Source organism: Micromonospora sp. NPDC048040 (assembly GCF_055587185.1).
In genome coordinates this window covers 24,335-44,877 of the sequence record NZ_JBVJGT010000018.1, presented here as the reverse complement: position 1 = coordinate 44,877, position 20,543 = coordinate 24,335, and the positions used below count along the sequence as shown (strand labels likewise).

23 protein-coding genes and 1 pseudogene are annotated in these 20,543 nt (G+C 71.2%); 12 read left to right on the top strand and 12 right to left on the bottom strand.

Annotated elements, in window-relative coordinates:
* Window positions 1–114: 114 nt before the first annotated feature.
* The 4 genes from ACZ6O2_RS18985 to ACZ6O2_RS18970 all read right to left on the bottom strand — a co-directional run bounded on the left by ACZ6O2_RS18985 (window position 115) and on the right by ACZ6O2_RS18970 (window position 3,907).
* A complete protein-coding gene (locus ACZ6O2_RS18985) occupies window positions 115–1,233 on the bottom strand; it encodes an alpha/beta hydrolase family protein (protein ID WP_466023713.1) in 1,119 nt (372 codons plus the stop codon).
* A gap of 54 nt (window positions 1,234–1,287) precedes the next feature.
* Entirely contained in the window at window positions 1,288–1,650 is a 363-nt protein-coding gene (locus ACZ6O2_RS18980; protein ID WP_466023712.1) for a transcriptional regulator, read from the bottom strand.
* A complete protein-coding gene (locus tag ACZ6O2_RS18975) occupies window positions 1,647–2,369 on the bottom strand; it encodes a hypothetical protein (RefSeq protein ID WP_466023711.1) in 723 nt (240 codons plus the stop codon). The genes ACZ6O2_RS18980 and ACZ6O2_RS18975 overlap by 4 nt, the downstream gene beginning before the upstream one ends.
* 338 nt (window positions 2,370–2,707) lie before the next feature.
* Window positions 2,708–3,907, bottom strand: a complete 1,200-nt coding sequence (locus tag ACZ6O2_RS18970) for an FAD-dependent oxidoreductase (protein WP_466023710.1) — start codon at window positions 3,905–3,907, stop codon at window positions 2,708–2,710.
* A gap of 90 nt (window positions 3,908–3,997) precedes the next feature.
* On the opposite strand from ACZ6O2_RS18970, the gene ACZ6O2_RS18965 reads away from it, so the two are divergent.
* Window positions 3,998–4,588, top strand: coding sequence for a TetR/AcrR family transcriptional regulator (locus tag ACZ6O2_RS18965; RefSeq protein WP_466023709.1), 591 nt, complete (start codon window positions 3,998–4,000; stop codon window positions 4,586–4,588).
* The gene (locus ACZ6O2_RS18960) at window positions 4,585–4,785 is read left to right on the top strand and encodes a hypothetical protein (protein ID WP_466023708.1); all 201 of its coding nucleotides are present in this window, start codon (window positions 4,585–4,587) and stop codon (window positions 4,783–4,785) included. The genes ACZ6O2_RS18965 and ACZ6O2_RS18960 overlap by 4 nt, the downstream gene beginning before the upstream one ends.
* A 107-nt stretch (window positions 4,786–4,892) precedes the next feature.
* On the opposite strand, the gene ACZ6O2_RS18955 is transcribed toward ACZ6O2_RS18960, so the two are convergent.
* Together ACZ6O2_RS18955 and ACZ6O2_RS18950 are read right to left on the bottom strand one after the other, a co-directional pair.
* Entirely contained in the window at window positions 4,893–5,270 is a 378-nt protein-coding gene (locus ACZ6O2_RS18955) for a hypothetical protein (RefSeq protein ID WP_466023707.1), read from the bottom strand.
* A 152-nt stretch (window positions 5,271–5,422) separates the two neighbouring features.
* A complete protein-coding gene (locus ACZ6O2_RS18950; protein WP_466023771.1) occupies window positions 5,423–6,457 on the bottom strand; it encodes a sigma-70 family RNA polymerase sigma factor in 1,035 nt (344 codons plus the stop codon).
* A 151-nt stretch (window positions 6,458–6,608) separates the two neighbouring features.
* Here ACZ6O2_RS18950 and ACZ6O2_RS18945 point away from each other — a divergent pair, with 151 nt between their 5' ends.
* From ACZ6O2_RS18945 to ACZ6O2_RS18935, 3 genes are all read left to right on the top strand, one after another.
* On the top strand, window positions 6,609–7,274 hold the full coding sequence (locus tag ACZ6O2_RS18945; protein ID WP_466023706.1) for a maleylpyruvate isomerase family mycothiol-dependent enzyme: 666 nt from the start codon (window positions 6,609–6,611) through the stop codon (window positions 7,272–7,274).
* A 238-nt stretch (window positions 7,275–7,512) separates the two neighbouring features.
* Complete coding sequence (locus ACZ6O2_RS18940; protein ID WP_466023770.1) at window positions 7,513–7,854, top strand: YciI family protein; 342 nt, start codon at window positions 7,513–7,515, stop codon at window positions 7,852–7,854.
* Between the two features lie 75 nt (window positions 7,855–7,929).
* Window positions 7,930–9,165 (top strand): RNA polymerase sigma factor, encoded by a 1,236-nt coding sequence (locus ACZ6O2_RS18935; RefSeq protein WP_466023769.1) that lies wholly within the window; start codon window positions 7,930–7,932, stop codon window positions 9,163–9,165.
* A 220-nt stretch (window positions 9,166–9,385) separates the two neighbouring features.
* Here ACZ6O2_RS18935 and ACZ6O2_RS18930 read toward each other — a convergent pair whose 3' ends face one another.
* Both ACZ6O2_RS18930 and ACZ6O2_RS18925 read right to left on the bottom strand, forming a co-directional pair.
* Window positions 9,386–10,159, bottom strand: a complete 774-nt coding sequence (locus ACZ6O2_RS18930; RefSeq protein WP_466023768.1) for a transposase family protein — start codon at window positions 10,157–10,159, stop codon at window positions 9,386–9,388.
* 228 nt (window positions 10,160–10,387) lie between these two features.
* A pseudogene (locus tag ACZ6O2_RS18925) lies at window positions 10,388–10,531 on the bottom strand (hypothetical protein); the annotation flags it as partial.
* An 808-nt stretch (window positions 10,532–11,339) separates the two neighbouring features.
* Here ACZ6O2_RS18925 and ACZ6O2_RS18920 point away from each other — a divergent pair.
* A complete protein-coding gene (locus tag ACZ6O2_RS18920; RefSeq protein ID WP_466023705.1) occupies window positions 11,340–11,705 on the top strand; it encodes an RNA-guided endonuclease InsQ/TnpB family protein in 366 nt (121 codons plus the stop codon).
* A 166-nt stretch (window positions 11,706–11,871) separates the two neighbouring features.
* Complete coding sequence (locus tag ACZ6O2_RS18915; protein ID WP_466023704.1) at window positions 11,872–12,096, top strand: hypothetical protein; 225 nt, start codon at window positions 11,872–11,874, stop codon at window positions 12,094–12,096.
* 284 nt (window positions 12,097–12,380) lie between these two features.
* Here ACZ6O2_RS18915 and ACZ6O2_RS18910 read toward each other — a convergent pair whose 3' ends face one another.
* The 3 genes from ACZ6O2_RS18910 to ACZ6O2_RS18900 are packed head-to-tail and all read right to left on the bottom strand — an operon-like array spanning window position 12,381 to window position 14,403.
* Complete coding sequence (locus ACZ6O2_RS18910; protein WP_466023703.1) at window positions 12,381–13,061, bottom strand: methyltransferase domain-containing protein; 681 nt, start codon at window positions 13,059–13,061, stop codon at window positions 12,381–12,383.
* Window positions 13,058–13,732, bottom strand: coding sequence for a TIGR04282 family arsenosugar biosynthesis glycosyltransferase (locus tag ACZ6O2_RS18905; protein WP_350705897.1), 675 nt, complete (start codon window positions 13,730–13,732; stop codon window positions 13,058–13,060). The genes ACZ6O2_RS18910 and ACZ6O2_RS18905 overlap by 4 nt, the downstream gene beginning before the upstream one ends.
* Window positions 13,729–14,403, bottom strand: a complete 675-nt coding sequence (locus tag ACZ6O2_RS18900) for a glycosyltransferase family 2 protein (protein ID WP_466023702.1) — start codon at window positions 14,401–14,403, stop codon at window positions 13,729–13,731. Before ACZ6O2_RS18900 ends, ACZ6O2_RS18905 begins: the two co-directional genes overlap by 4 nt.
* Window positions 14,404–14,546: 143 nt before the next feature.
* Between ACZ6O2_RS18900 and ACZ6O2_RS18895 the strand changes: the two genes are divergently transcribed.
* Entirely contained in the window at window positions 14,547–16,022 is a 1,476-nt protein-coding gene (locus tag ACZ6O2_RS18895) for a hypothetical protein (protein WP_466023701.1), read from the top strand.
* Between the two features lie 111 nt (window positions 16,023–16,133).
* On the opposite strand, the gene ACZ6O2_RS18890 is transcribed toward ACZ6O2_RS18895, so the two are convergent.
* Window positions 16,134–17,195, bottom strand: a complete 1,062-nt coding sequence (locus ACZ6O2_RS18890) for an NAD-dependent epimerase/dehydratase family protein (protein WP_466023700.1) — start codon at window positions 17,193–17,195, stop codon at window positions 16,134–16,136.
* A gap of 300 nt (window positions 17,196–17,495) precedes the next feature.
* On the opposite strand from ACZ6O2_RS18890, the gene ACZ6O2_RS18885 reads away from it, so the two are divergent.
* The 4 genes from ACZ6O2_RS18885 to ACZ6O2_RS18870 all read left to right on the top strand — a co-directional run bounded on the left by ACZ6O2_RS18885 (window position 17,496) and on the right by ACZ6O2_RS18870 (window position 20,491).
* Window positions 17,496–18,839, top strand: coding sequence for a molybdopterin-dependent oxidoreductase (locus tag ACZ6O2_RS18885; RefSeq protein ID WP_466023699.1), 1,344 nt, complete (start codon window positions 17,496–17,498; stop codon window positions 18,837–18,839).
* Window positions 18,832–19,266 (top strand): hypothetical protein, encoded by a 435-nt coding sequence (locus ACZ6O2_RS18880; protein WP_466023698.1) that lies wholly within the window; start codon window positions 18,832–18,834, stop codon window positions 19,264–19,266. Before ACZ6O2_RS18885 ends, ACZ6O2_RS18880 begins: the two co-directional genes overlap by 8 nt.
* Window positions 19,267–19,412: 146 nt before the next feature.
* On the top strand, window positions 19,413–19,925 hold the full coding sequence (locus ACZ6O2_RS18875) for an FBP domain-containing protein (RefSeq protein WP_350706183.1): 513 nt from the start codon (window positions 19,413–19,415) through the stop codon (window positions 19,923–19,925).
* The gene (locus ACZ6O2_RS18870; RefSeq protein WP_466023697.1) at window positions 19,925–20,491 is read left to right on the top strand and encodes a TetR family transcriptional regulator; all 567 of its coding nucleotides are present in this window, start codon (window positions 19,925–19,927) and stop codon (window positions 20,489–20,491) included. The genes ACZ6O2_RS18875 and ACZ6O2_RS18870 overlap by 1 nt, the downstream gene beginning before the upstream one ends.
* Window positions 20,492–20,543 lie beyond the last annotated feature (52 nt).

Below are 20,543 nucleotides of genomic sequence, written 5' to 3'. Positions count from 1 at the left end.
ATCAGGGGACGAGTTGGTGACGTCGTTGCGGTTGTCGCCGGTGAGGATCACGACAAGGGGGGATCCCGCTGGCGCGGCTGCTGCGGGGACGTCACTCAAGCTGTTTGATGCGTGTCAGACGATGAACTGCACTTCCGGGAAGGCCGGGTTCGGGCCGTTGAGCAGGTGTCCCCGGTGGCGTAGGTGCAGGTCGAAGAACGCGAGCGGGTACGCCTGCTGGATCCGCACCGCCCGGGCCGGGTCGAGGGTGCCGATCCAGCCCGCGAGGTCCTCCTCGCTCATCCCGATGAGCCTCGCCAGTTGCGGGATCAGCCACTGGTGGTCGCAGTACGACGAGTGCGCCGCGCCGGTGGCCTGCACGTTCAGCCGCCATCCGCGCAGGTACGACCAGAACTGCTCGACGCTCGGCTCGGCGGCCCGGGTGAACTCCGCGGTCATCAGCATGAACGGCCGGGCGATCTCGGCGACCGGTGGCACCGACTGCATCGGGCCGTCGAAGCCGAGCCCGGCCTGCACGCGTCGGTCCTGGTTCATGACGAGGGCGGTCGCGGTCGTGCCCTTCGACCAGCCGAACATGCCGATGCGCCGCAGGTCGAGCGCGGCGCCCAGGCCGGCCGGCAGCGGACGCTGCTCGGCGTCGGGGTTGCGGCCGGCGGCCAGGTCCTCGATGCGGTCGAGGACGAACCGGGCGTCGTGGGCGTGGTCCCACGGCGTGAACGACAGATCCTCGGGGACGGTGAGCCGGCCGTCGGGGAACTCGCTGAACCCGTCGTACGTGTGATCCACCGTGACCACGACGTAGCCGTGGCTGGCGAGTTCCTGAACCACGATGGTGGCCTCGGCGCGGTGACCGTCGTTGCCGTGGGAGAACACGATCACGGGCAGCCGTCCGGGTGCCCGGAGTGCCGGAGCGCCCTCGTGGCCGGCCGTGAGGGGCGCCGCCGCGGCACCGGCGTCGAACCCGGCGGACACGAGCAGCGCACGCAGCGGCGCGGCGGGCATCCACGGCACCACCGGATGACGCCGGACGTCCCGGACGGCGGGGTACCAGACGCTGGCCATCAGTTCGCGATAGTGCCCGGGGCCGGCGACCGGATCCGGGCGGGATCCGTCGACGAGGTGCAGCGACACGGTGCCGACACGGTGCGGCCCGGTGGGTGGGGGCAGCGTGAGCCGGGTCGGGCCGGGCGCGGCCGGCGCCGCCCAGCCGCGGCCGGGGTCGCCGAGCGGCACGGCGACCCCGGTCGCGAGCGCGGCTGTGAGCAGGTGTCGACGGGTCAGCGGTGGTCATCGGTCCTCCCGGGTGTCGGTGGTCTCGACCCGCGCGATGAGCTGCTTCAGCCGCCCGATCTCTTCGGCGAGCGCGGTGCTGCCGGCAGCGGTGAGCGTGATCCAGGTACGGCCGCGCCGGCCGGCGAACCCCTTTTCGACCTCTACCAGGCCGGCGGTCTCCAGCACGCCGAGGTGCTGGGAGAGGTTGCCGGCGGTCAACTGCAGCTGGGTGCGCAGGTAGCCGAACTCGACCCGGCGGGCCTCGTGTGCGATGGTGAGGATGCCCAGCCGGACCCGCTGGTGCACCACGTCGTTCAGGCCGTTGACCGGATGGGCGGACGGCGCGTGCGGGTCCGGCGTCCCGCTCTCGGCGGTCATCGGTGCCGGCGGCGGGCCATCGCGAAGCCGGCCGCGCCCAGCAGCAGTACGGCACCGTTGACGATTTGCGGCGGCAGGAATTCTCCCAGGATTCCCGCGTATCCCCAGGAGGGGTGCCAGAAGAAGTTGATCGGCACCAGCACCACCGCCAGATACCCGAGGGTGAACACCAGCAGCGCGACGTGGCGTTCCAGCCAGACCAGCACCAGCAGCGCGACCCCGATCGTGCCTGCCGGTGCGACCAGACGGTCCAGCAGCATAACCCAGGACGAGAGCGGATGGGTAGGCACCGGGTGGCTGGCCAAGTACAGGCGCGCCAGCAGCCACAAAACGGTGAACAGGACCGTCAGCGTGACGCCGGTGAGCACGTACGGCAGCACCCGGGCGCCCAGCCCTCGCGCCCGGGCGACCCGCACGGCGTACACGGCGATCGCCGTGTACGCCAGCAGCAGTGCCGACGGCCAGTAGAACATCGCGCCCTCACGCCGGACGTGGCACATGAAGCCGCCGTTCACGTCCTTGACCCACGCGCTCGCGGACCCGCAGTCGGCCTGGAGGGAGTACCAGTCGATCGGGATCGCCGCGAACGTCACCGCGGCCAGCACCAGCAGCGCGAGCCAGGTCACCCGCTGGTCAAGACGCACCCGGCGGGCGAGGGTGCGCACGTCCGACAGCAGTCGGCGGGGATCGCCGCTGGCGGGTACCGAATCAGTGGTCATGCCAATAGGTTTGCATAGCAAACCTGTTTCCGCTAGTACAGGATTCGGTGGTTACGCGCGATCAGCCCGCAGCAGTACCAGCCCGTGTGGGTCTCGGCTCCGCGCAAGGGCGCGACACTTTAGTCATCGCACACCGACACCGGGCCAAGATCAGATATCCGCTCATCGGCAAGATCGAACGCCGCCTTGCCCGACTGTGACCCTAAGTAACGCCCGGTCTGCGGCAGATTCGGATGCGGGTAGCGTCCGACACGTCAGGTGGCGGGCGCTACCGGCAGGGTGGGAGTCCGTCCCTGTCGTAGCGGATCACGTCTCCGTCCGTCTGCCGGAACGGTGGGTCAGCGCACGTGTTCGGGGCGTACGCCGATACCGACCAGCCGGGCGGGGAGGGCTTGCAGTGCCGGGAACCGCTTCGCCAGGCGTATCGGCGCCGGGGCGTCGATCCGGCCGGTGGCGTGCAGCAGCGGGTCGACGACGCGCCGCTGCGCGGCGCGCTGGATGTTCTGTATCAGCACCGTCGGGAAGTGCCGGCGCTTCTGCACCGCGGCGAGGTCGGCTTCGGTGACCGGCTGCCCGGCGGCGAGGTTCGGGCCCAGAATCCGGGCGGTGGCCGCGGCATCCTGCACCGCCAGGTTGATGCCGACGCCGCCGATCGGGGACATGGCGTGTGCGGCGTCGCCGATGAGCAGCGTGCCGGGCGCGTGCCAGCGCTGCAACCGGTTGACCTTCACCGTCAGCAGTTTGATGTCGTCCCAGGTGGCGAGCTCATCGACTCGGTCGGCGAGGACGGGATGCCGACGGGTCACCTGTTCCCGCAGTGCCTCCAGCCCGGCCGCGCGGATCTCGTCGTAGCCGCCCTTGGCGATGACGTACGCGCACTGGTAGTAGTCGCCGCGGTCGATGGCGAGCATCAGCCCGCCGGCGCCGACCCGCATCGCCAGGCCGTCGCCGTCGCCTGCGCGGCGCGAGATCCGGAACCACAGCACGTCCATGGGTGCGCCGTAGTCGACCGGCCGCAGGCCGAGTTCCCGGCGTACCACGGAATCACGGCCGTCGCAGGCGACGGTGAGCGACGCCTCGATCTCCAGTTCGCCCTTCGGGGTCACGGCGCGTACGCCGGTGACGGCGCCGGACGGGTCGCGGAGCAGGCCCGTCACGGTGGTGGAGCGAAGCAGCGTGAAGGTGGGGAACCTCGCCGCCTCGGTCGCGAGCATCTCCAGGAAGTCCCACTGGGGAACGAAGTACAGGTAGTTGTGTGGCGTCGGCAGGCGCGTGAAGTCCGCGACGGTGTAGGTGCCGTCGTCGAAGGTGACGCGCAACCCGCCGGCCTTGCGCCCGGGCAGCACCGCCATCCGTTCGCCGAGCCCGATCTCGTCGAGCATGTTCAGGGTGGAGGGATGCACCGTGTCGCCGCGGAAGTCCCGGAGGAAGTCGGCGTGCTTCTCCAGCACGGTGACCTCCACTCCCTGCCGGGCGAGCAGCAGCCCCAGGACGAGCCCCGCGGGCCCGCCGCCGACGACGCAGACAGTGGCCTTCATAGGTGCCTCCAATCGCAACTCGTGTTGCCTTTTGAGTCTGCCGAATGGGATGGTGTAACGCAACAGTCGGTGCGTTAAAGGAGGTGTCCGATGTCTGCCGGTCAGCGACCGGGCGGGCGCAGCGCCCGTGTCCGGGCCGCGGTCCTCACGGCCGCCCGTGGCCTTCTCGCCGACGGGTACGCCGAGCTGACCGTCGAACGGATCGCCCAGGCGGCCGGCGTCAACAAGACGTCGGTCTACCGCCGGTGGACCGACCTGGAAGGCGTCCTCGGCGACCTGCTCAGCGAGTACGCCAGTGAGGTCGTTCCGATCCCGGACACCGGCGACCTCGGCACCGACCTCGAGGAACTGGCGTTGCTGATCCGGCGCGGCATGACCGGCGAACCCGGTGAGCTGATCACGGCCCTGGCCGCGGCCGCGCCCCGCAACCCGCGCGCCGCGCAGATCGTCCGCGGCTTCTTCGCCGAGCGGTTCGGCCTGGCCGAGGCCGTCGTCGACCACGCCGTCGCCCGCGGCGAACTGGCTGAGGGCACCGATGCCCGGGCCGCGATCGAGGTCCTGGGCGCGCCCTTCTTCCTGCGGCTGCTCGTCATCGACGAACCCATCGACGAGGAGTTCGCCCGACGTGCCGCCGCCGCGGCCGCCGCTGCCCTCCGCGCCGGCGTCTTCAGTCCGGCGTGAGAACCTCGTCCCGCCATGGGTGCGAGTGCTCCGCGCTGTATCGCCTTCTCCAGCGGATCAACACCTACCTCCAGCGCTGGCTGCGGAAGAAGTTCGAACGACTGCGATACTTCAAGAAGGCCAAGGCGACCTGGCAGCGCGTAACCAGCCAGTACCCGAGAGCCTTCGCCCACTGGGCATGGGTCGCCACCTTCTGATGACCAGGATGGCAAGAGCCGCATGACGGGAGACTGTCACGTACGGATCTGTGGGGCGGCGGGTGAGACTCCCGCCGTCTACCCGGCGGTCTTGTTGCGTCCGGGAATCAGTCGCCTGTTTGGACCTCGCCGGTGTCCTCTGCCGGGAAGTCTGAGATTGTCGTCAAGAACTCGCTGGACACGAAGTACGGGTTGTCGGGATCGTTCAGGACTTCGATGAGGATCGCATCGGCGTCGCACTCCAGAACCCGGTACTCGTCACCAGCACGGAGCTTCAAGCCGCTGCTGTCCTCGCCGTCGGTGACGACCCTGAAGAGCTGGCCCTTCGTCGCGCACGGCGTGTTCCTCTTCTTGAGCGCGGCTACCCACGCCTTGAACGCCTTCTTGCCACCCGCTTCAGTGGTCCGACCGATGATGTATCCACTGGCGAGAGTCGCGATCAGAAGCGTCGCTGGGCCACCGACCTTCTTGGCGATGGTCGTCATCAGTTGGTAGTTCCCCAGATTGCCCATCCGCGCCTTCCGCTTCCCAGCCCTATCCGTGCGACTCTATCGACTGGCCTGAAGCTGATTGCCGCCGACGCGCTGCAGCGGCGTGAGCGTGCGGTCGGTCAACGTGCGTTGGGCTGCTGTCCGGATCACGGTAGTGACGTCGGCAGCGCGAAAGCCGGGAAGTGTTCCGCGCCGAGGAACGACGTGATCTCCGCGATGCGCTCATCCCTCAAGGTCAACACGGTGATCGACCAGCCAAGGTGCGGGCCCGTCTGGTCGTTGCCGAGGTAGAACCCGACGGCAGGCTGACCATTCGCAGTCGTCGGACGACACCGCCAACTCCCGCAACCGGTCAGCGGGACCTGAACGGCGAAGTCGGTGACCGCCTCGATCCCGCGATACCAGTGCGCCATCGGGGGCATCGACCACGTGACGTCGCTGGTGAGCAGGGCAACGAGCGCATCGGCGTCACCGCGTTCGAACGCGGTGGAGAATCCGGCGACGATCTGCCGTACGCGAGCGTCGCCGATCTTCCGTAGGGTCTGCTGCTGGGACTGCGGTGGCACCTTCTCCGCGATCACCCGACGGGCGCGGGCGAGGGCGGAGTTCACCGAGGTGGTTGAGGTGTTCATCGTGTTGGCTATCTCGGCCGCAGAGAAGCCGAGGACGTCGAAGAGCAGCAGCGCCGCCCGCTGGTTGCCCGGTAGATGTTGCAACGCGGCGGCGAAGGCAAGTTCGACGGCTTCACGCTGTTCGTACCTTGCGCTGGGAACTGATGGACCGTCGCCGAGGCCGGCGTCAGGGTAGGGGCCCAGCCAGGCGAACTCCGTCAGCGGCCGATCATCGAGCACCGCACGGTCACTGGAGGGGCCAAGGTCGACGGGTAGCGGCCGTCTACCACGGGACTCCACGACATTCAGACAGACCCGGGTCGCGATGGTGTAGAGCCACGAGCGCAGAGAGCTGCGTTCCTCGAATCGCGCGAGTCCTCGCCAAGCCCGCAGCAGGGTATCCTGCACCGCATCATCGGCATCATGGGTTGAGCCCAGCATGCGGTAGCAGTGGGCGTGCAACTCCCGGCGCAGCGGCTGGACCAAGCGGGTGAAGGCCTCGTCGTCACCCTCGCGCGCCCGGCCAAGATCGACATTCTCGTCGGGGACCGCGGCCGAGTCTCCAGCCAACCCAGAAGGATCTCTGCTCACGAGCGACGATTCTGCCCCGCAGCGGCGGTCTCCACTCCGACGGACCTCACCACCGCAGCCGGTTACCGCTGGACCGGCACCTGTCTCGCCCTGATGAACACCGACACTCGACACGATAGGAGACCTCGACATGACCGAGAAGGAAGCAACAGCCCGCATCGATCGTGGAAGCGACACCTGGTCTCGGATCCACGCAGAACGCGCGGCCCTGGCGGCCGACCTCGCGGGCCTGACTGATCAGCAGTTCGCGACGCCGTCGTTGTGCACCGGGTTGACGGTACGCGAGGTGCTCGCTCACCTCACCGCAGGGGCAAGCCTGAACTCCTGGCAATGGCTGGCAGGGGTCATCCGGTGCAGATTCGACTTCGACAAGCAGGTGACCATGCGGCTGAACGAGCAGCTGGGCGCAACTGCGGCCGAGACACTGGAAAGATTCCGCGGCATCGTCATGAGCAGGACCAAACCGCCACTGCCGACCATCGCGATGCTCGGCGAAACGTTCGTGCACGGGGAGGACATCCGGCGCCCCCTGGACATCCGCCGGCCCTACCCGATCGAGACCATCACGCAGATCGCCCGGTACTACCAGGGCTCCGACCAGGTGGTCCTGGCCAAAGGCCGCATCCGCGGCCTGCGACTCGTCGCGAACGACGGCCCCTTCACCACCGGCTCCGGGCCACTCGTGTCCGGCACCACCCTGGCACTGACCATGGCGATGACTGGGCGTACCACATACTGTGACGAACTCGAAGGCGACGGTGTCGCAACCCTGCGCGACCGCTGCACCCCTGCCTGATCGACATCCGTACGCGGCAACCCCACAGCAGCGCCCCACAGCCCTCGCGCACCGACCGCTCATCGGCCAGGCCGCGAGAGGCGCTGTGTCCCGGAGGCCATGTACGCCCTTGGCCCCAGCGAAGGCATCTCGCCTGATTTTCTGGTGGGGTGTCCATCTGGCGGGGTTTCGTCCGTAGAGATTGGGTGCGGCGGCCGCCGCACGAGGCGAGACGGACAGGAGACAGATCGTGAAGTACATGCTGCTGATCAACGCCGGTGCGGTGGACGCGAACGGCGTGAACACCGGCTGCACGGTCGAGGACTGGATCGCGTACGACAAGGAGGTCAAGGACGCCGGCATCTTCGTCTCCGGGGAGTCGCTGGCCGATCTGGTGACCGCCACGACGGTGCGGGTCGAGTCGGACGGCCAGCGGGTCGTGACCGACGGACCGTTCGCCGAGACGCGCGAGGTGCTCGGCGGCTTCTACGTGATCGACGTGCCGGACCTCGATGCCGCGTTGGACTGGGCCGCCCGCTGCCCCGGCGCCCGCGGTGACGGCTCGGTCGTGGTCCGGCCGGTGGCCGAGTTCGGGTTCTGACCGCCGGTGGAGGGACGGGCGGCCGGCGCTGGAGCGCCGGACAACGCATCGGCGCATGAGACGCCGGTGGCGTTGGTGGCGGCGGTGTTCCGCGAGGAACGCGGCCGGTTGCTGGCCGCCCTGGTCCGCCGCTTCGGCGACCTGGACCTGGCGGAGGAGGTGACCTCCGAGGCGGTCGAGGCGGCGCTGGTGTCCTGGCCGGTCGACGGGGTTCCGCCCCGGCCGGGAGCGTGGCTGATGACCACGGCCCGGCGCCGGGCGATCGACCGGTTGCGCCGCGACCAGGCGTACGCGGCGCGGCTGGCCATCCTCCAGGTGGAGGCGGACCGGGCCGGCCCCGTCCCTGCCCCCGAAGGCGGGGACCTGCCGGACGAGCGGCTGCTGCTGTTCTTCACCTGTGCGCATCCGGCGCTGGCGGCCGAGGACCGCGGCGCGCTCACGCTGCGTTTCCTTGCCGGGTTGACCACGACCGAGGTGGCGCGGGCGTTCGTGGTGCCGGCGGAGACGATGGCCAAGCGGATCACGCGGGCGAAGAAGAAGATCAGCCAGGCGCGGATCCCGTTCCGGGTGCCTTCCACGGACGAGTTGCCGCAACGGTTGCCGGGGGTCCTGCAAGCGGTGTATTCGATCTTCACCGAAGGGTACGCGGCGAGCGCCGGCCCGCGGCTGCAACGGATCGATCTCGCCGAGGAGGCCATCCGGCTGGCCCGGATACTGCGCCGGCTGCTGCCCGCCGAGCGTGAGGTGGCCGGGCTGCTCGCCCTGATGGTGCTCGTCCATGCCCGACGCGACGCGCGCACCGGCCCGGACGGCGAACTGGTCCTGCTCGACGATCAGGACCGCAGCCGCTGGGACCGCGCCATGATCGAGGAAGGGATCGGGCTGGTCCGGGTCGCGTTGACCGGCGGGCAGCCCGGCCGGTACGGGGTGCAGGCGGCGATCGCCGCGCTGCACAACGAGGCGGCCGACGTGGCAACCACCGACTGGCCACAGATCGTGGCGCTCTACGACGTGCTGCTGGCACTGACCGGGTCCCCGATCGTCGCGGTGAACCGGGCAGTGGCTGTGGCGATGCGCGACGGCCCGCAGGCGGGCCTGGCGCTGCTGGACGAACTCGCCGGCGAGGCGCTGCTGCGCGGCTACCGCCCCTACACGGTCGCCCGGGCGGACCTGTTGCACCGGGCTGGCCGCCACGCCGAGGCGGCCGTCGCCTACCGGAAGGCGCTCCACCTGGCCAGCACCGCACCCGAACGGGATCTCCTACGGCGCAGACTGAACACGATCGAGCAGCCGGGCACATTTGGGGGATGACAGCGGTGACCGTGAGTAGATGTCCGGTCACAAGACGACGCGACCCGGTCGGCGCACTCAATGCGGCAGTCCGAAACGTGCCCCCACTCGCTGGGTTGCCAACGCCCGATCAGCGGCAGATCTGGGCGATCCATGGTGCGCCGGATCGCTGTGTACTCCGTTCGTCCCTAAAGAGCGTCTCGTAACTCGGTGATGGCGTTGCCCGGCAACGGTTCTGGTGTCACCCGGCGAGGATGATGTTGTGGAGGTGGGCGATGCCGGAGGCGGTGTCGGTCAGTGTGTGGGCGGCGCGGCGGTAGTCGCGCAGGATCTTGAAGCACTTCATGCGGGCCAGTGCGTGTTCGACCTGCGCTTGGATGGTGCGGTGTTGTGTGTTCAGGTCCGCTTTCCACTGGGCGCTGCCGTCGGTGGGTTTGCGGTACGGGATGATCACCTCAGGGTTGCCGCGGTAGGCGCCGTCGGCCATGACCGGCCGCCCGTCGAGTTTCTGCTGGATGCCGCTGGTGCGGTAGACGACGGTGTCGTTGCGGTTGCCTGGTTGCGGGTCGCCGAGGGCGACGACGAGGCGGGTGCGGGCGTCGATGGCGACCTGCAGGTTCGTGCTGTAGCGGTAGTTCTTGCTCGGGGCGGCTAGGCGGTGGTCCCGGGTCGGGATGAGGGTGCCGTCGACGATGGTGATCTGGTCGACCCGACGTCGGCGTCCCGGCGCGAGAGCGAGCAGGGGGCCGACGGTGTCGATGACGCGATGCGCGGCGGAGTGCGATACCCCGAACAGTGGGCCGATCTGCCGCATGGTCAGGTTCGTGCGCCAGTACGCGGCGACCAGCAGTACCCGGTCGGCGAGGTCGAGAGACCATTGCCGGCCTGGTCGGCCGTCAGCGATGGCGTCACCGCCACGCTTGGCGACGAGCCGGACCAGCCTGCGGAACTGGGTGGGCTGCAGCCCGGTGAACGGGAAGATCCAATCCGGGCGGGCCGCCGAGATCACCTGCACCCCGACATGATCCACCATGGACCGACGCCGAGTTACGAGACGTCGTGCGCCACGAGCGCGGGAGGGAGCTGCGGTAGGAAGGGCTCTTGAACGCGGTGCATGGAGGTGGCGTGAGCCTGATCTGCCGCTCTCGTGCGGAACGTGGGAAGACACGACCTGACACCGCTGGGCGTGGTCGTCTTCGCCGTTGAACTCCCGCAGTTCCGCACCGAGCTTGGCGCACACGTCAGCCATGATCTGCCCGCACCGGGTGAGCATGGCGTCATCGCGCACGTCCCGCCGATACTTGGTGACGACAAGATGCACGTGCAGGTTGTGCACGACGCTCCGACCGTGTCGAACATTCGGAACTGGGGTCCATCGGGGTGACATAAACCAGAATGCGAGACTGTGGATGTGAAGATCGTCGTGCAGGTGCGCCTGTTCCCCGACGCTGGCCAGGAGGCGGCGTTGCGGAACACGCTGAGCCTGTGCAACGAGGCCGCCAATGTCGTCTCGGTGGAGGCGTTCCAGCGGCGAATCCACGGGAAGCAGGCGCTTCAGCGGCTTACCTACGGCCGTTTGAAGGCTCTGGGTTTGTCGGCTCAGCCGGCGATCCATGTTGCCCGTAAGGTCGCCGGCGCGTACGCCACCCTGAACGCCAACATTCGTGCCGGAAATCTCGGCAAGCCCGGGTCGAAACGTCGCCGCACGGCCGAGGGAAAGCCGATCAGGTTCCGTCGGGACGCCGCGCAGCCGTTCGACGACCGCTGTCTGTCCTGGCAGATGCGCCCCCGCACGGTCTCCATCTGGACCATCGCGGGGCGGCAGGCCGGTATCCGGTTCGGCTGCTCCGCGCAGCAGTACGCGGTGCTGTCCGCCCACCGCAAGGGCGAATCCGATCTGGTGCACCGTGACGGCAAGTGGTACCTGCACGCCACCTGCGACATCCCTGATGTTGAGGTGAAAGAGCCTGACGGGTTCCTCGGCGTCGATTTGGGCATCGCGAACATCGCCACCACCAACGACGGCACCCGGCACTGCGGCAAGGGCCTCAACCGGGTCAGGCATCGAAACCAGCGGCTACGGGCCAAGCTCCAACGCATCGGCACCAAATCGGCCAAGCGGCTGTTGAAGGCCCGCCGCCGTAAGGAAGCCCGGTTCGCGGCCGACACCCAACCATCGCATCGCCAAGCAGATCGTGACCGAGGCCGAACGCACCGGCCGCGGCATCGCCCTGGAGAACCTCACGGGCATCCGCGACCGGGTACGGCTCCGACGGCCCCAGCGGGTCACACTGCACACGTGGGCGTTCCACCAACTCGGCCAGTTCATCGCCTACAAAGCGACACGAGCCGGGCTGGCCGTCGTCCACGTCGACCCGGCATACACCTCGCAGGGCTGCTCCACCTGCGGGCACACCGCCAAAGCCAACCGCCCCCACCAATCCACCTTCCGATGCACGTCCTGCGGCTTCGCTGAGCACGCCGACGTGAACGCAGCCCGCAACATCGCCACACGCGGTGCCACGGACTGGGCAGCAGTCAGCCTGCCGAACGCGGCGTGACCGATACAGCCAGCATCGAGCACGATCTGCAAGCTCGGCCCTTCAAGGCCCGAGAAGCTGACGGAATACTGGGGTGAAGGCTCCCAGCGGGCCCGGAACGTCGCCCGCTACGACCAGGGCGAGACCGAGCTGCCGTTCGAGGAAGGCGTCGATGGCTATGTGCCGTATGCCCGGCAGGCTCTACCCCAACATTGCCCGCACGGTCGCGAAACTGCGCGCCACCATGGTCAGCTGCGGCGCCATCACATTGCCGGACTATCACCGTGACGCGGTGCTCGTCCAGGTGTCGCAGCAGAGCTACGAACAGAACGGCGCCGAAGTCCGGTTGCGCAGCGGCTCAGGCGGCAGCGGACAGGAGACGGCCGCTTCGTCATCCGCACAGGCAGCCTGACCTCTACATCCGAGTTCCAGGCACGGGACCGCGCCTCATCCCCGTCCCGGCAACGCGTTAGCGCCCGGTCCATTGCCCGGGGTGCGGCCCGGGCTCAGTCGTCGGCGGCCCCTGCGCTGACGAGGCTTGGCACGCGCACACGCAGGCGTTCACCCTGGCGGTCGGGCGACGCACTCACATCGCCAGGAGCGGCCCGCCCCCGCGGTGGTGCTCGTTACACAACGTCACCGATACCCCGGTGGCCGATCCAGGCCACCCGACGTTGCGCCAACTACTGATGAAGATCACGGCTGTGGCAGTGCCACGACGGGTGCGCGTCGGGGCGCGCCCGGACGCTCCGGCCGGGTCAACTCGGCGAACCAGCGGCGGCCGGAGCGGAACACCTCGCCGACCGCCAACCCGGCCGCCGCCGCCGTGCCCGCCACCGCGCACGTGTCGAGCCACGCCCAGCGGAAGGTCGGGCCCCGGTGCCGGCCGGATGCCACGTGGACCTGTCCCTGCCAGGTGCCGGATCCGGGCGGCTCCAGCTCGACCAGCACTGTTCCCGCCGGCCGCAGCAACGCCCGGCACCGGCGCAGCAGCGCGATCGGGTCGCCCCCGATGCCGATGTTCCCGTCCAGCAGGACCGCGTGTGCCCAGCGTCCCTCCGCCGGCAACGGGCCGAACAGGTCTGCCCGCACGGCGACCGCGCCCCGGGCCCGGGTCAGCGCCACCGCCCGGGCCGACACGTCCACCCCGAGGGTGGTCAGCCCGGCCACGGTCAGTGCCAGGGTCACCCGGCCCGGGCCGCAACCCAGGTCGAGGGTGGGACCGGTGCAGCGGGTGACCACCGCCGCCTCTGCCATCCCGGCGGGCCCGTGCCACCGGTGCACCGGCAGTCGGCGGCGAAGTCCGTCGGCGGGCACCAGCCAGTGCGCGTTGTCGCCCCGGTCGCGCAGGGCGGCGGCGAAACCGTCCCCGGTCACGCCCGCACCACCATGGCGCGGCGCACCGCCGCGACCTGGCGGGCGAAGCGGCCACCCGGGGTCGCCGCGGCCACCGCCCGCGCGTCCGACCAGTCGTCCACGTCCCGCAGCACCGGCAGCGGCATCGTGCGCAGCCCTCGCCCGGTCAGCGCGGACCACGTCGACCGGCCGGTGCGCGGAGTGGACATCGGCACCCCGCGCAGCGCCACCGCCTGCCGCGGGTCGCGTAGCCCCAGCGCCCACCAGCCGCCGTCGGCGGCCCGTCCCAGCACCGCTTCGGCGTCCGTCAGCCGGCGTACGGCGGCGGCCAGCCGCGCCGGCGTCAGCTGCGGGGTGTCCATCCCGATCTGAAGCACCTGACGGCCGGGGAACGCGTCGGCGACGTCGACGTGGGCGTTCGCGAGTCGGGCCGCGAAATCCACGCCCCGCTGCGGCAGGACCGGCCAACCGGCGACGGCGGCGGTCAGGTCGGCGGCGTCCTCGGCGTCGGTGAGGCGCCCGGCCAACGCCAGCACCGGCGTCACCCCGGGAGTGTCCCGGACGGCGTCCAGGGTGTCGCGCAGCGCGGCGGCGGCCAGTTGGGCGGCCTGGACCGGGGTCGCCGGTGGGCAGAGCCGGGTCTTGACCATGCCGGGCACGGGGGCCTTGGCGACCACCAGCAGCACGGTCACCGGGGGCGCTCCACGGTGCGCAGCACGGTCGCGAAGTCCCGGGTGGCGCGCAGGGTGCCCCGGAACGAGCCGGAGACCTTGGAGCGGGTGCCCGTGGCACGCGGGGCGTACGCGACGTCGAGTTCGTGGATGCGCCAACCTGCGGCGGCGGCCCGGATCAGCAGCTCCAGCGGGTAGCCGAAGGCCCGGTCGGTGACGCCGAGACCGAGCAACGCCTCCCGACGGGCCACCCGCATCGGGCTGAGGTCGCGCAGCGGGACCCCTCGGTGCCGCAGCAGCGCGGCGACCAGCGCCGTTCCGGCCCGGGCGTGCCAGGGCCAGACCCCGACACGGACCGGCCGGCGACGGCCGACGGCCAGGTCGGCGTTGCCCCCGGCGACCGGGGTGACCAGGGCGGGCAGCTCCCGAGGGGAGAATGAGCCGTCGGCGTCCAGGACGCACACCAGTTCGGTCTCGGCGGCCTCGATCCCGGCGTGCACGGCCGCGCCGTACCCCCGACGGCGCTCATGGACCACCCGGGCGCCGTGCCGGGCGGCCACCTCGGCCGAGGCGTCTCGAGAGCCGTTGTCCACCACGATCGCCTGGTATCCGGGCGGCAGCGCGGTCAGCACGGCGGGCAGCGCGGCGGCTTCGTCCAGGCACGGCAGCACCACGTCGATCGGTGTCGGCATACCCCGACGCTAAGTCCGCGCGGGGCCACTCGTTCCGCGTTCGGCCTTACGGAACGCCTACCGGACAGGCACTTCTTACCGTCCGGTGACGTAGCGGCGATTCGGCTGACAGGGGGCGGGGCAGACCGTACCGTCCGGTCGACATGAGACCCGGTGCCACACTTTCCCGCTCGCCCGTTTCCGACCGCGTCCCGGCGCGCGACGGGGGCGACCTGGTCGTGCTGGGCGTCGAGGCGGCGCTGCTGGCCACGGCCGTGGTGATCGGCGCGGTGCTGAACCATCGGGGCGTGGACCTGCACGCCGAGGCCGCCCCGCTCTACGCCACCTGGCGGCCGCACCTGGGCTGGGGCACCCCGGCCGCGCTGGTGGTCGCCGTGGCGGTGCTCGGGCCGGGGCTGCGGTGGGCTCGAGCGGCCCGGTGGGGTCCGCTGCTGTTCGCCGGCTACCTGGCGGCGGTGGCCTGGACGCTCGCCCTGGCGCTGGTGGACGGCTGGTCGGACGGGCTCGCCCGGCGGCTCACTCCGCAGGCGGAGTACCTGCACGAGGTGCCGCGGGTCACCGATGTCGGGCGGATGCTGGTCGGCTTCACCGACCGGATCCTCGACTTCCAGCCGGACTCGTGGTCCACCCACACCGCCGGCCATCCGCCGGGAGCCCTGCTGCTCTTCGTCGGGCTGGACCGGATCGGCCTGGGCGGCGGGACGGCGGCGGCGTTGGCCTGCGTCCTGATCGGCGCGACCGTGGCGGTGTCCGTGCCGGTCACGCTTCGGGCGCTGGGCGCAGGCGAGGCGGCTCGGGCGGTGCTGCCGTTCCTGGTGCTGCTGCCCGGGGCGGTCTGGGTGGGCGCCTCCGCCGACGGTGTCTTCGCCGGTGTGGTCGCCGCCGGCTTGGCCCTGCTGGCGCTACGGGGGCCCGTGATCGCGCTGGCCGGCGGGCTGCTGCTCGGCTTCGCGCTGTACCTGTCGTACGGCTTCGTGCTGGTTGCGGCACTGGCCCTCGCGGTGCTGGCGTTGCGGCCGGCGCGTCGGCGCGGCGCGATGTTCGCCGGTGCGGCCGGGGTCGTCGCGGTGGTGGTGGTGTTCACCGTCGCCGGCTTTCAGTGGTGGCGGGGGTACGACCTGGTGGTGGAGCGCTACTACCAGGGCTGGGCGGCCGACCGCCCGTACGGCTACTGGGTCTGGGCGAACCTGGCGGCGCTGCTGCTCGCTGCCGGACCGGTGGCCGGGCCGGCGCTGCGCCGCGCACTGCTCGCGGCTCGGGCGGGCCGGGGGGCGGTGACACGGGTCGGAAGTGGTCCGTCGGTCCCGGTGGCCGGCGGCCCGGAGCCGGGTGGTGCGGCGGTGCGCGGCCTCGTGCGGCACCACCGGCTCGTCGCACTCGCGGGGCGGGTCCGGGGGCGCGGACCGACCGTGCTGCTGCCGGCCGCCGCCGCGCTGGCCGTGGCCGCCGCCGATCTGTCCGGGATGAGCAAGGCCGAGGTGGAGCGAATCTGGCTGCCGTTCGCGGTCTGGCTGCTGGTCGCCGTCGCGCACCTGCCCGCGCCGGCTCGGCGTTGGTGGCTGGCGGGGCAGGCGCTGACCGCCCTCGCCGTGAACCACCTGCTGTTCACCGTCTCCTGACCGAACGCCGACCTCGTCGGGGAGCGGGTGGGGCCGCGACCCGGGACGGCCGGGGCGGTCCGCCGGCGGAGTCGCCGGGCGGGCCAGCGGGCGGCGGGTGCGGTGGGGTGGTCAGACCGCCACGGCGGCGGGCTCGCGCAGCGGGTCGGTAGCGAAGGCGGTCACCCCGTCGACGAAGCCGACCCGGGCGGTGTAGCCGAGCAGTTCGCGTGCGCGAGCGGGGTCGGCCACCACGTGCCGCACGTCCGCGGCCCGGGCCCCGCCGACCACCACCGGCGCCGGCCCACCCATCGCCGACGCCAGGGCGGCGGCCAGGTCGCCGACGGTGTGCGGCTCGCCGGAGCAGACGTTCACCGGCACCAGGCCGTCCGGCGCCGGCGCGGTCAGGGCCAGCAGGTTCGCCCGCGCCACGTCGGTGACGTGCACGAAGTCGCGCCGCTGCCGGCCGTCCTCGTAGACGCGCGGCGGCCGGCCGTCCGCCAGCGCCGACCGGAAGATCGACGCGACCCCGGCGTACGGGGTGTCGCGGGGCATCCGGGGACCGTAGACGTTGTGGTAACGCAGCGCCCACACCCCGCCCCCGGTCTGCCGGCCCCAGGCGGCGGCCAGGTGCTCCTGCGCCAGCTTGCTGGCCGCGTACGTGCTGTGCGGCTCCAGCGGGGCATCCTCGGGCACGAGCGCCGGGGTGAGGGTGCCGGTGCACTCCGGGCAGGTGGGGTCGTACCGGCCGGCGGCCAGGTCGGCCGGGCGCCGCGGGGCGGGCCGGACGACGCCGTGCCGGGCGCACACGTAGCGCCCCTCGCCGTACACCACCATCGAGCTGGCCAGCACCAGGCGGGACACTCCGGCCCGGTGCATCGCGGCGAGCAGCACCGCGGTGCCGTAGTCGTTGTGGCTGGCGTAGTCGGGGGCGTCCGACGGGTCCAGCCCGTGTCCGACCATCGCCGCCTGGTGACAGACGGCGTCGACGCCGCTCAGCAGGTCGTCGAGCAGCCTCGCGTCCCGGATGTCCCCGACCACCGGGTCGTGCCGGCGGGACCATTCGGGAAGGGCACCGCCGTGTGCCTGCGGCAGCAGCGCGTCCAGGCACACCACGTGGTGCCCCTCGGCGACGAGCAGGTCCGCGACCTGCGATCCGATGAATCCGGCGGCGCCGGTGACGAGTACGCGCATTCCCGTCACGCTAGGTCAAACCGATAGCCCCGCGGGCCGGTTCGGGTCGACGTCAGCATTTCCGAAAGGGACCGGCGGTGAGCCCCCCGGTAATGCGGACCGGCGGTGAGCCTTCGGTAATGCGGCAAAGCCAGCCGGCGGGCGGTGCTACCGGTTAGCGTGCTGCACGAGGGCCCGCCGCGCCGGGCTCGACGACCCGCTGCCAGGAGAAACGTGCCCGCCGATCCGCCGCCAGACCCGCCTCCGGGGCCCGACCCCGGAGAGCCGACGCGGGCATCCGGCCGGCCCGAGCCTGCCGCCGTGCCACCCCGGCCGCCCGCCGCCGGGACGACCGACAGCCAGGGGTACGCCTACCCGGCGCGGCTGTGGCGGGCGCTGGACCGGCACCGCCCACCGGGTGCCGAGGCTGCCGCCGGCGCCTGGCGCAGCCCGGTACGCGGCCCGTGGCTGACCTCGGTGTTCGGTGCCGTCCTGCTTGCCGCTCTACCGCTGGTGATCATCACCGGACTGTTGGACTGGATCGCCTACGGTCCCCGCCTCGGCCAGGCCCTTCCCCGCGACGTGGGCTGGCTGCACCCGCCCGTCTTCGACTGGCCGACCCGCCCGGCCTGGCTGTTCCGGGTCACCCAGGGCCTGCACGTGACACTCGGCATCGTGCTGGTGCCGGTGGTGCTGGCCAAACTCTGGTCGGTGGTGCCGAAGCTCTTCGACTGGCCGCCGGCTCGGTCGGCGGCTCAGGCTTTGGAGCGACTGTCGCTGTTGCTGCTGGTCGGCGGGATCCTCTTCGAGATGGCCACCGGCCTGCTCGACATCCAGTACGCCTACCTGTTCGGGTTCGACTTCTACACCGCGCACTGGTACGGCGCCTGGGTCTTCACCGCCGCCCTGGTCACCCACGTGGCGATCAAGTTGCCCCGGATGGTCTCCGCGTTGCGCGGTCCGGGCTTCGCGCGTACCCCGCCGGCCGGGACCCGACCGGAGCCGGCGGACCCGGACGGGCTGGTTGCCCGGCGCCCGGGTCCGGCGACGATGAGCCGACGCGGTGTCCTGGCCCTGACCGGGGGCGCCGCGTTGCTGCTCGCGGCGCTGACCGTCGGGCAGAGCATGGACGGCGTGCTGCGCCGCACCGCGCTGCTGCTGCCCCGGGGGCGGCAGCACGGCGACGGGCCGAACGGCTTCCCGGTGAACCGCAGCGCTGCCGCAGCCGGCATCCGGTCCGCCGACACCGGGGCGAACTGGCGGCTCAGCGTGCGGGGCGGCGGCCGCAGCGTGGAGTTGGACCGTGACGGCCTGCTCGCGATGGCGCAGCACACCGCGGACCTGCCGATCGCCTGCGTCGAGGGTTGGTCGACGGCGCAGACCTGGACCGGGGTGCGGCTGCGCGACCTCGCCGCCCTGGTCGGCGTGCCCGAGTCCGCCCCGGCGCGGGTCCGATCGATGGAACGGAGCGGCCTGTTCCGTCAGGCCCGGTTGCAGCCCAACCAGGTCCGTGACCCGGAATCGTTGCTCGCCCTGCGGGTCAACGGTGTCGATCTGTCCCTCGACCACGGCTACCCGGCGCGGATCATCGTGCCGGCACTGCCCGGGGTGCACTGCACCAAGTGGGTCCGGGAGATCGCCTTCGAGGAACATGCTGATGGTTGAGTTCCGGCGCGGCTACGGCGCCGCGCCCTGGCACCTGCTGCTCCTGCTCGGCTGTTTCGCAGTGACGGGCTGGATCGCGTTGCGGCTGTCCGGGGAACCGGCCGCAGGCGGGATGCTGCTCTGGTTCCTCGGCGCGGTCATCGCCCACGACCTGCTCCTGTTCCCGGTCTACGCGTCGATCGACCGGGGGCTGCGCGCCGCCCCGGGGCGCCGAGGCGCACCGTCGGCGCTGAACCACGTGCGGGTGCCCGCGCTTGCTGCCGGGCTGCTGCTACTCGTCTACCTTCCCGGCATCCTCGGTCTCGGCGACGAGACATACACAGCGGCGACCGGCCTGGCCCCGCGACCGCTGCTGGCCCGCTGGCTGGCGATCAGCGGGGCGCTCTTCGCCGCCAGCGCGGCGCTCTACGCGTTGCGGCGGCGCTGACCCTTCCGCAGGCCAGGCCTCACCGACGTCTGGCGACTTGGCTCGCGACGCCAGGCACACCGGAAATCGAGTAGACAGGGAACTTGTATCGAGTTACAAGTTGTACGCGTGTACAGGATTGGCCAGGAGGTGACGTCGTGCGGGTGATGAGCCGGGACGAGGTGCGCGGTGCGATCGCGAACCTGGACGCGGTCGAGAGCAAGGTCCGTCTGCCGGCCTGGTTCGACGAGGTCGCGTGGGGCAAGCTCGACTACCTCGGGTGGCGAGATCCCCGAGCGCCGTTGCGCGCCTACCTGGTCACCGACATCGACGGCACGGCGTCGGGCGCCTTGCTCCGCCAGAGCCCAAGCCGGGCTGAGCTCGGCGGGCGAGCGGTCATGTGCTCGCTGTGCCACTTCATGCGGCGCTTCAACGAGGTCGCCCTCTTCTCCGCGCCGCGCCCCTCTGCGGACAAGCGCCAGCGGCTGAGCACGCTCGGCATCCTCGTGTGCACCGACCTCGACTGCGCCACGAAGGTGCACAGCGCGCCCGTCCTCGGACCGTTCGACCCACCGGTCGACGAGATCATCCGGGAGCGCAGGGAGGGGCTGCGGATGCGTACCGTCGCGTTCCTACGCTCGGTGTCGAGCACTCCGAGAACCGTACGAGGGAGGAAGTGATGGCGTACCTGGCGCGTGCGGAGCGGCGCCGTTCGATCGTCGAGGCGGGGGCCGCCGTGGTCGAGCGCGACGGCTTGAGTGCGGTGACGGCCAGAATCGTGGCGGACGAACTTGGCGGGTCGCAGGGCCAGATCCACCACCACTTCGCGTCAACCGACGAGCTCGCCGCCGAGGCCTGGCGGCACTACGCCGCGCAGCAGATCGACGAGTACGAGCACAACGTCGACGGCCTCGAGGCGTACGACGCGCTCGTGCTCTTCTTCGCCGACCTCGTGAGCACCGACGGGGACGGGCACGCGCTGGCGCGGTGGGCCGAGGCGGGTGCACACGCACAGCAGCGCCCCCTCGTCGCGAGGAGCTACGTCGAGACGCTCTCACGGCTGACCGACGTCCTCGCCGCGGTCCTGGCCGGGGACTCCGAGGCAGCGCAGGCGCGAACGGCTGCCTGGCGGATCCTCATGCTCGGAGTCGGGCTCGCCGGGCTCACCCGCATCACCGAGGACTCACCCGTGCCGGCTCGTGACGTCATGCTGTCGGCGATCGGAGCCGAGACGGGCCGACGCTGAACCACACCCTTGCCGGCGACCGCGACGTGCTGGTCGCCGACGAGCGCCCCTG

What these genes read in the sequence shown, in the direction of transcription:
- ACZ6O2_RS18980 (WP_466023712.1), bottom strand. Translation starts at nt 1,650, where the DNA reads ATGACCGCCGAGAGCGGGACGCCGGACCCGCACGCGCCGTCCGCCCAT.
- ACZ6O2_RS18975 (WP_466023711.1), bottom strand. Translation starts at nt 2,369, where the DNA reads ATGACCACTGATTCGGTACCCGCCAGCGGCGATCCCCGCCGACTGCTG.
- ACZ6O2_RS18970 (WP_466023710.1), bottom strand. Translation starts at nt 3,907, where the DNA reads ATGAAGGCCACTGTCTGCGTCGTCGGCGGCGGGCCCGCGGGGCTCGTC.
- ACZ6O2_RS18965 (WP_466023709.1), top strand. Translation starts at nt 3,998, where the DNA reads ATGTCTGCCGGTCAGCGACCGGGCGGGCGCAGCGCCCGTGTCCGGGCC.
- ACZ6O2_RS18955 (WP_466023707.1), bottom strand. Translation starts at nt 5,270, where the DNA reads ATGACGACCATCGCCAAGAAGGTCGGTGGCCCAGCGACGCTTCTGATC.
- ACZ6O2_RS18945 (WP_466023706.1), top strand. Translation starts at nt 6,609, where the DNA reads ATGACCGAGAAGGAAGCAACAGCCCGCATCGATCGTGGAAGCGACACC.
- ACZ6O2_RS18940 (WP_466023770.1), top strand. Translation starts at nt 7,513, where the DNA reads ATGCTGCTGATCAACGCCGGTGCGGTGGACGCGAACGGCGTGAACACC.
- ACZ6O2_RS18915 (WP_466023704.1), top strand. Translation starts at nt 11,872, where the DNA reads ATGCCCGGCAGGCTCTACCCCAACATTGCCCGCACGGTCGCGAAACTG.
- ACZ6O2_RS18900 (WP_466023702.1), bottom strand. Translation starts at nt 14,403, where the DNA reads ATGCCGACACCGATCGACGTGGTGCTGCCGTGCCTGGACGAAGCCGCC.
- ACZ6O2_RS18895 (WP_466023701.1), top strand. Translation starts at nt 14,547, where the DNA reads ATGAGACCCGGTGCCACACTTTCCCGCTCGCCCGTTTCCGACCGCGTC.
- ACZ6O2_RS18890 (WP_466023700.1), bottom strand. Translation starts at nt 17,195, where the DNA reads ATGCGCGTACTCGTCACCGGCGCCGCCGGATTCATCGGATCGCAGGTC.
- ACZ6O2_RS18880 (WP_466023698.1), top strand. Translation starts at nt 18,832, where the DNA reads ATGGTTGAGTTCCGGCGCGGCTACGGCGCCGCGCCCTGGCACCTGCTG.
- ACZ6O2_RS18875 (WP_350706183.1), top strand. Translation starts at nt 19,413, where the DNA reads ATGAGCCGGGACGAGGTGCGCGGTGCGATCGCGAACCTGGACGCGGTC.
- ACZ6O2_RS18870 (WP_466023697.1), top strand. Translation starts at nt 19,925, where the DNA reads ATGGCGTACCTGGCGCGTGCGGAGCGGCGCCGTTCGATCGTCGAGGCG.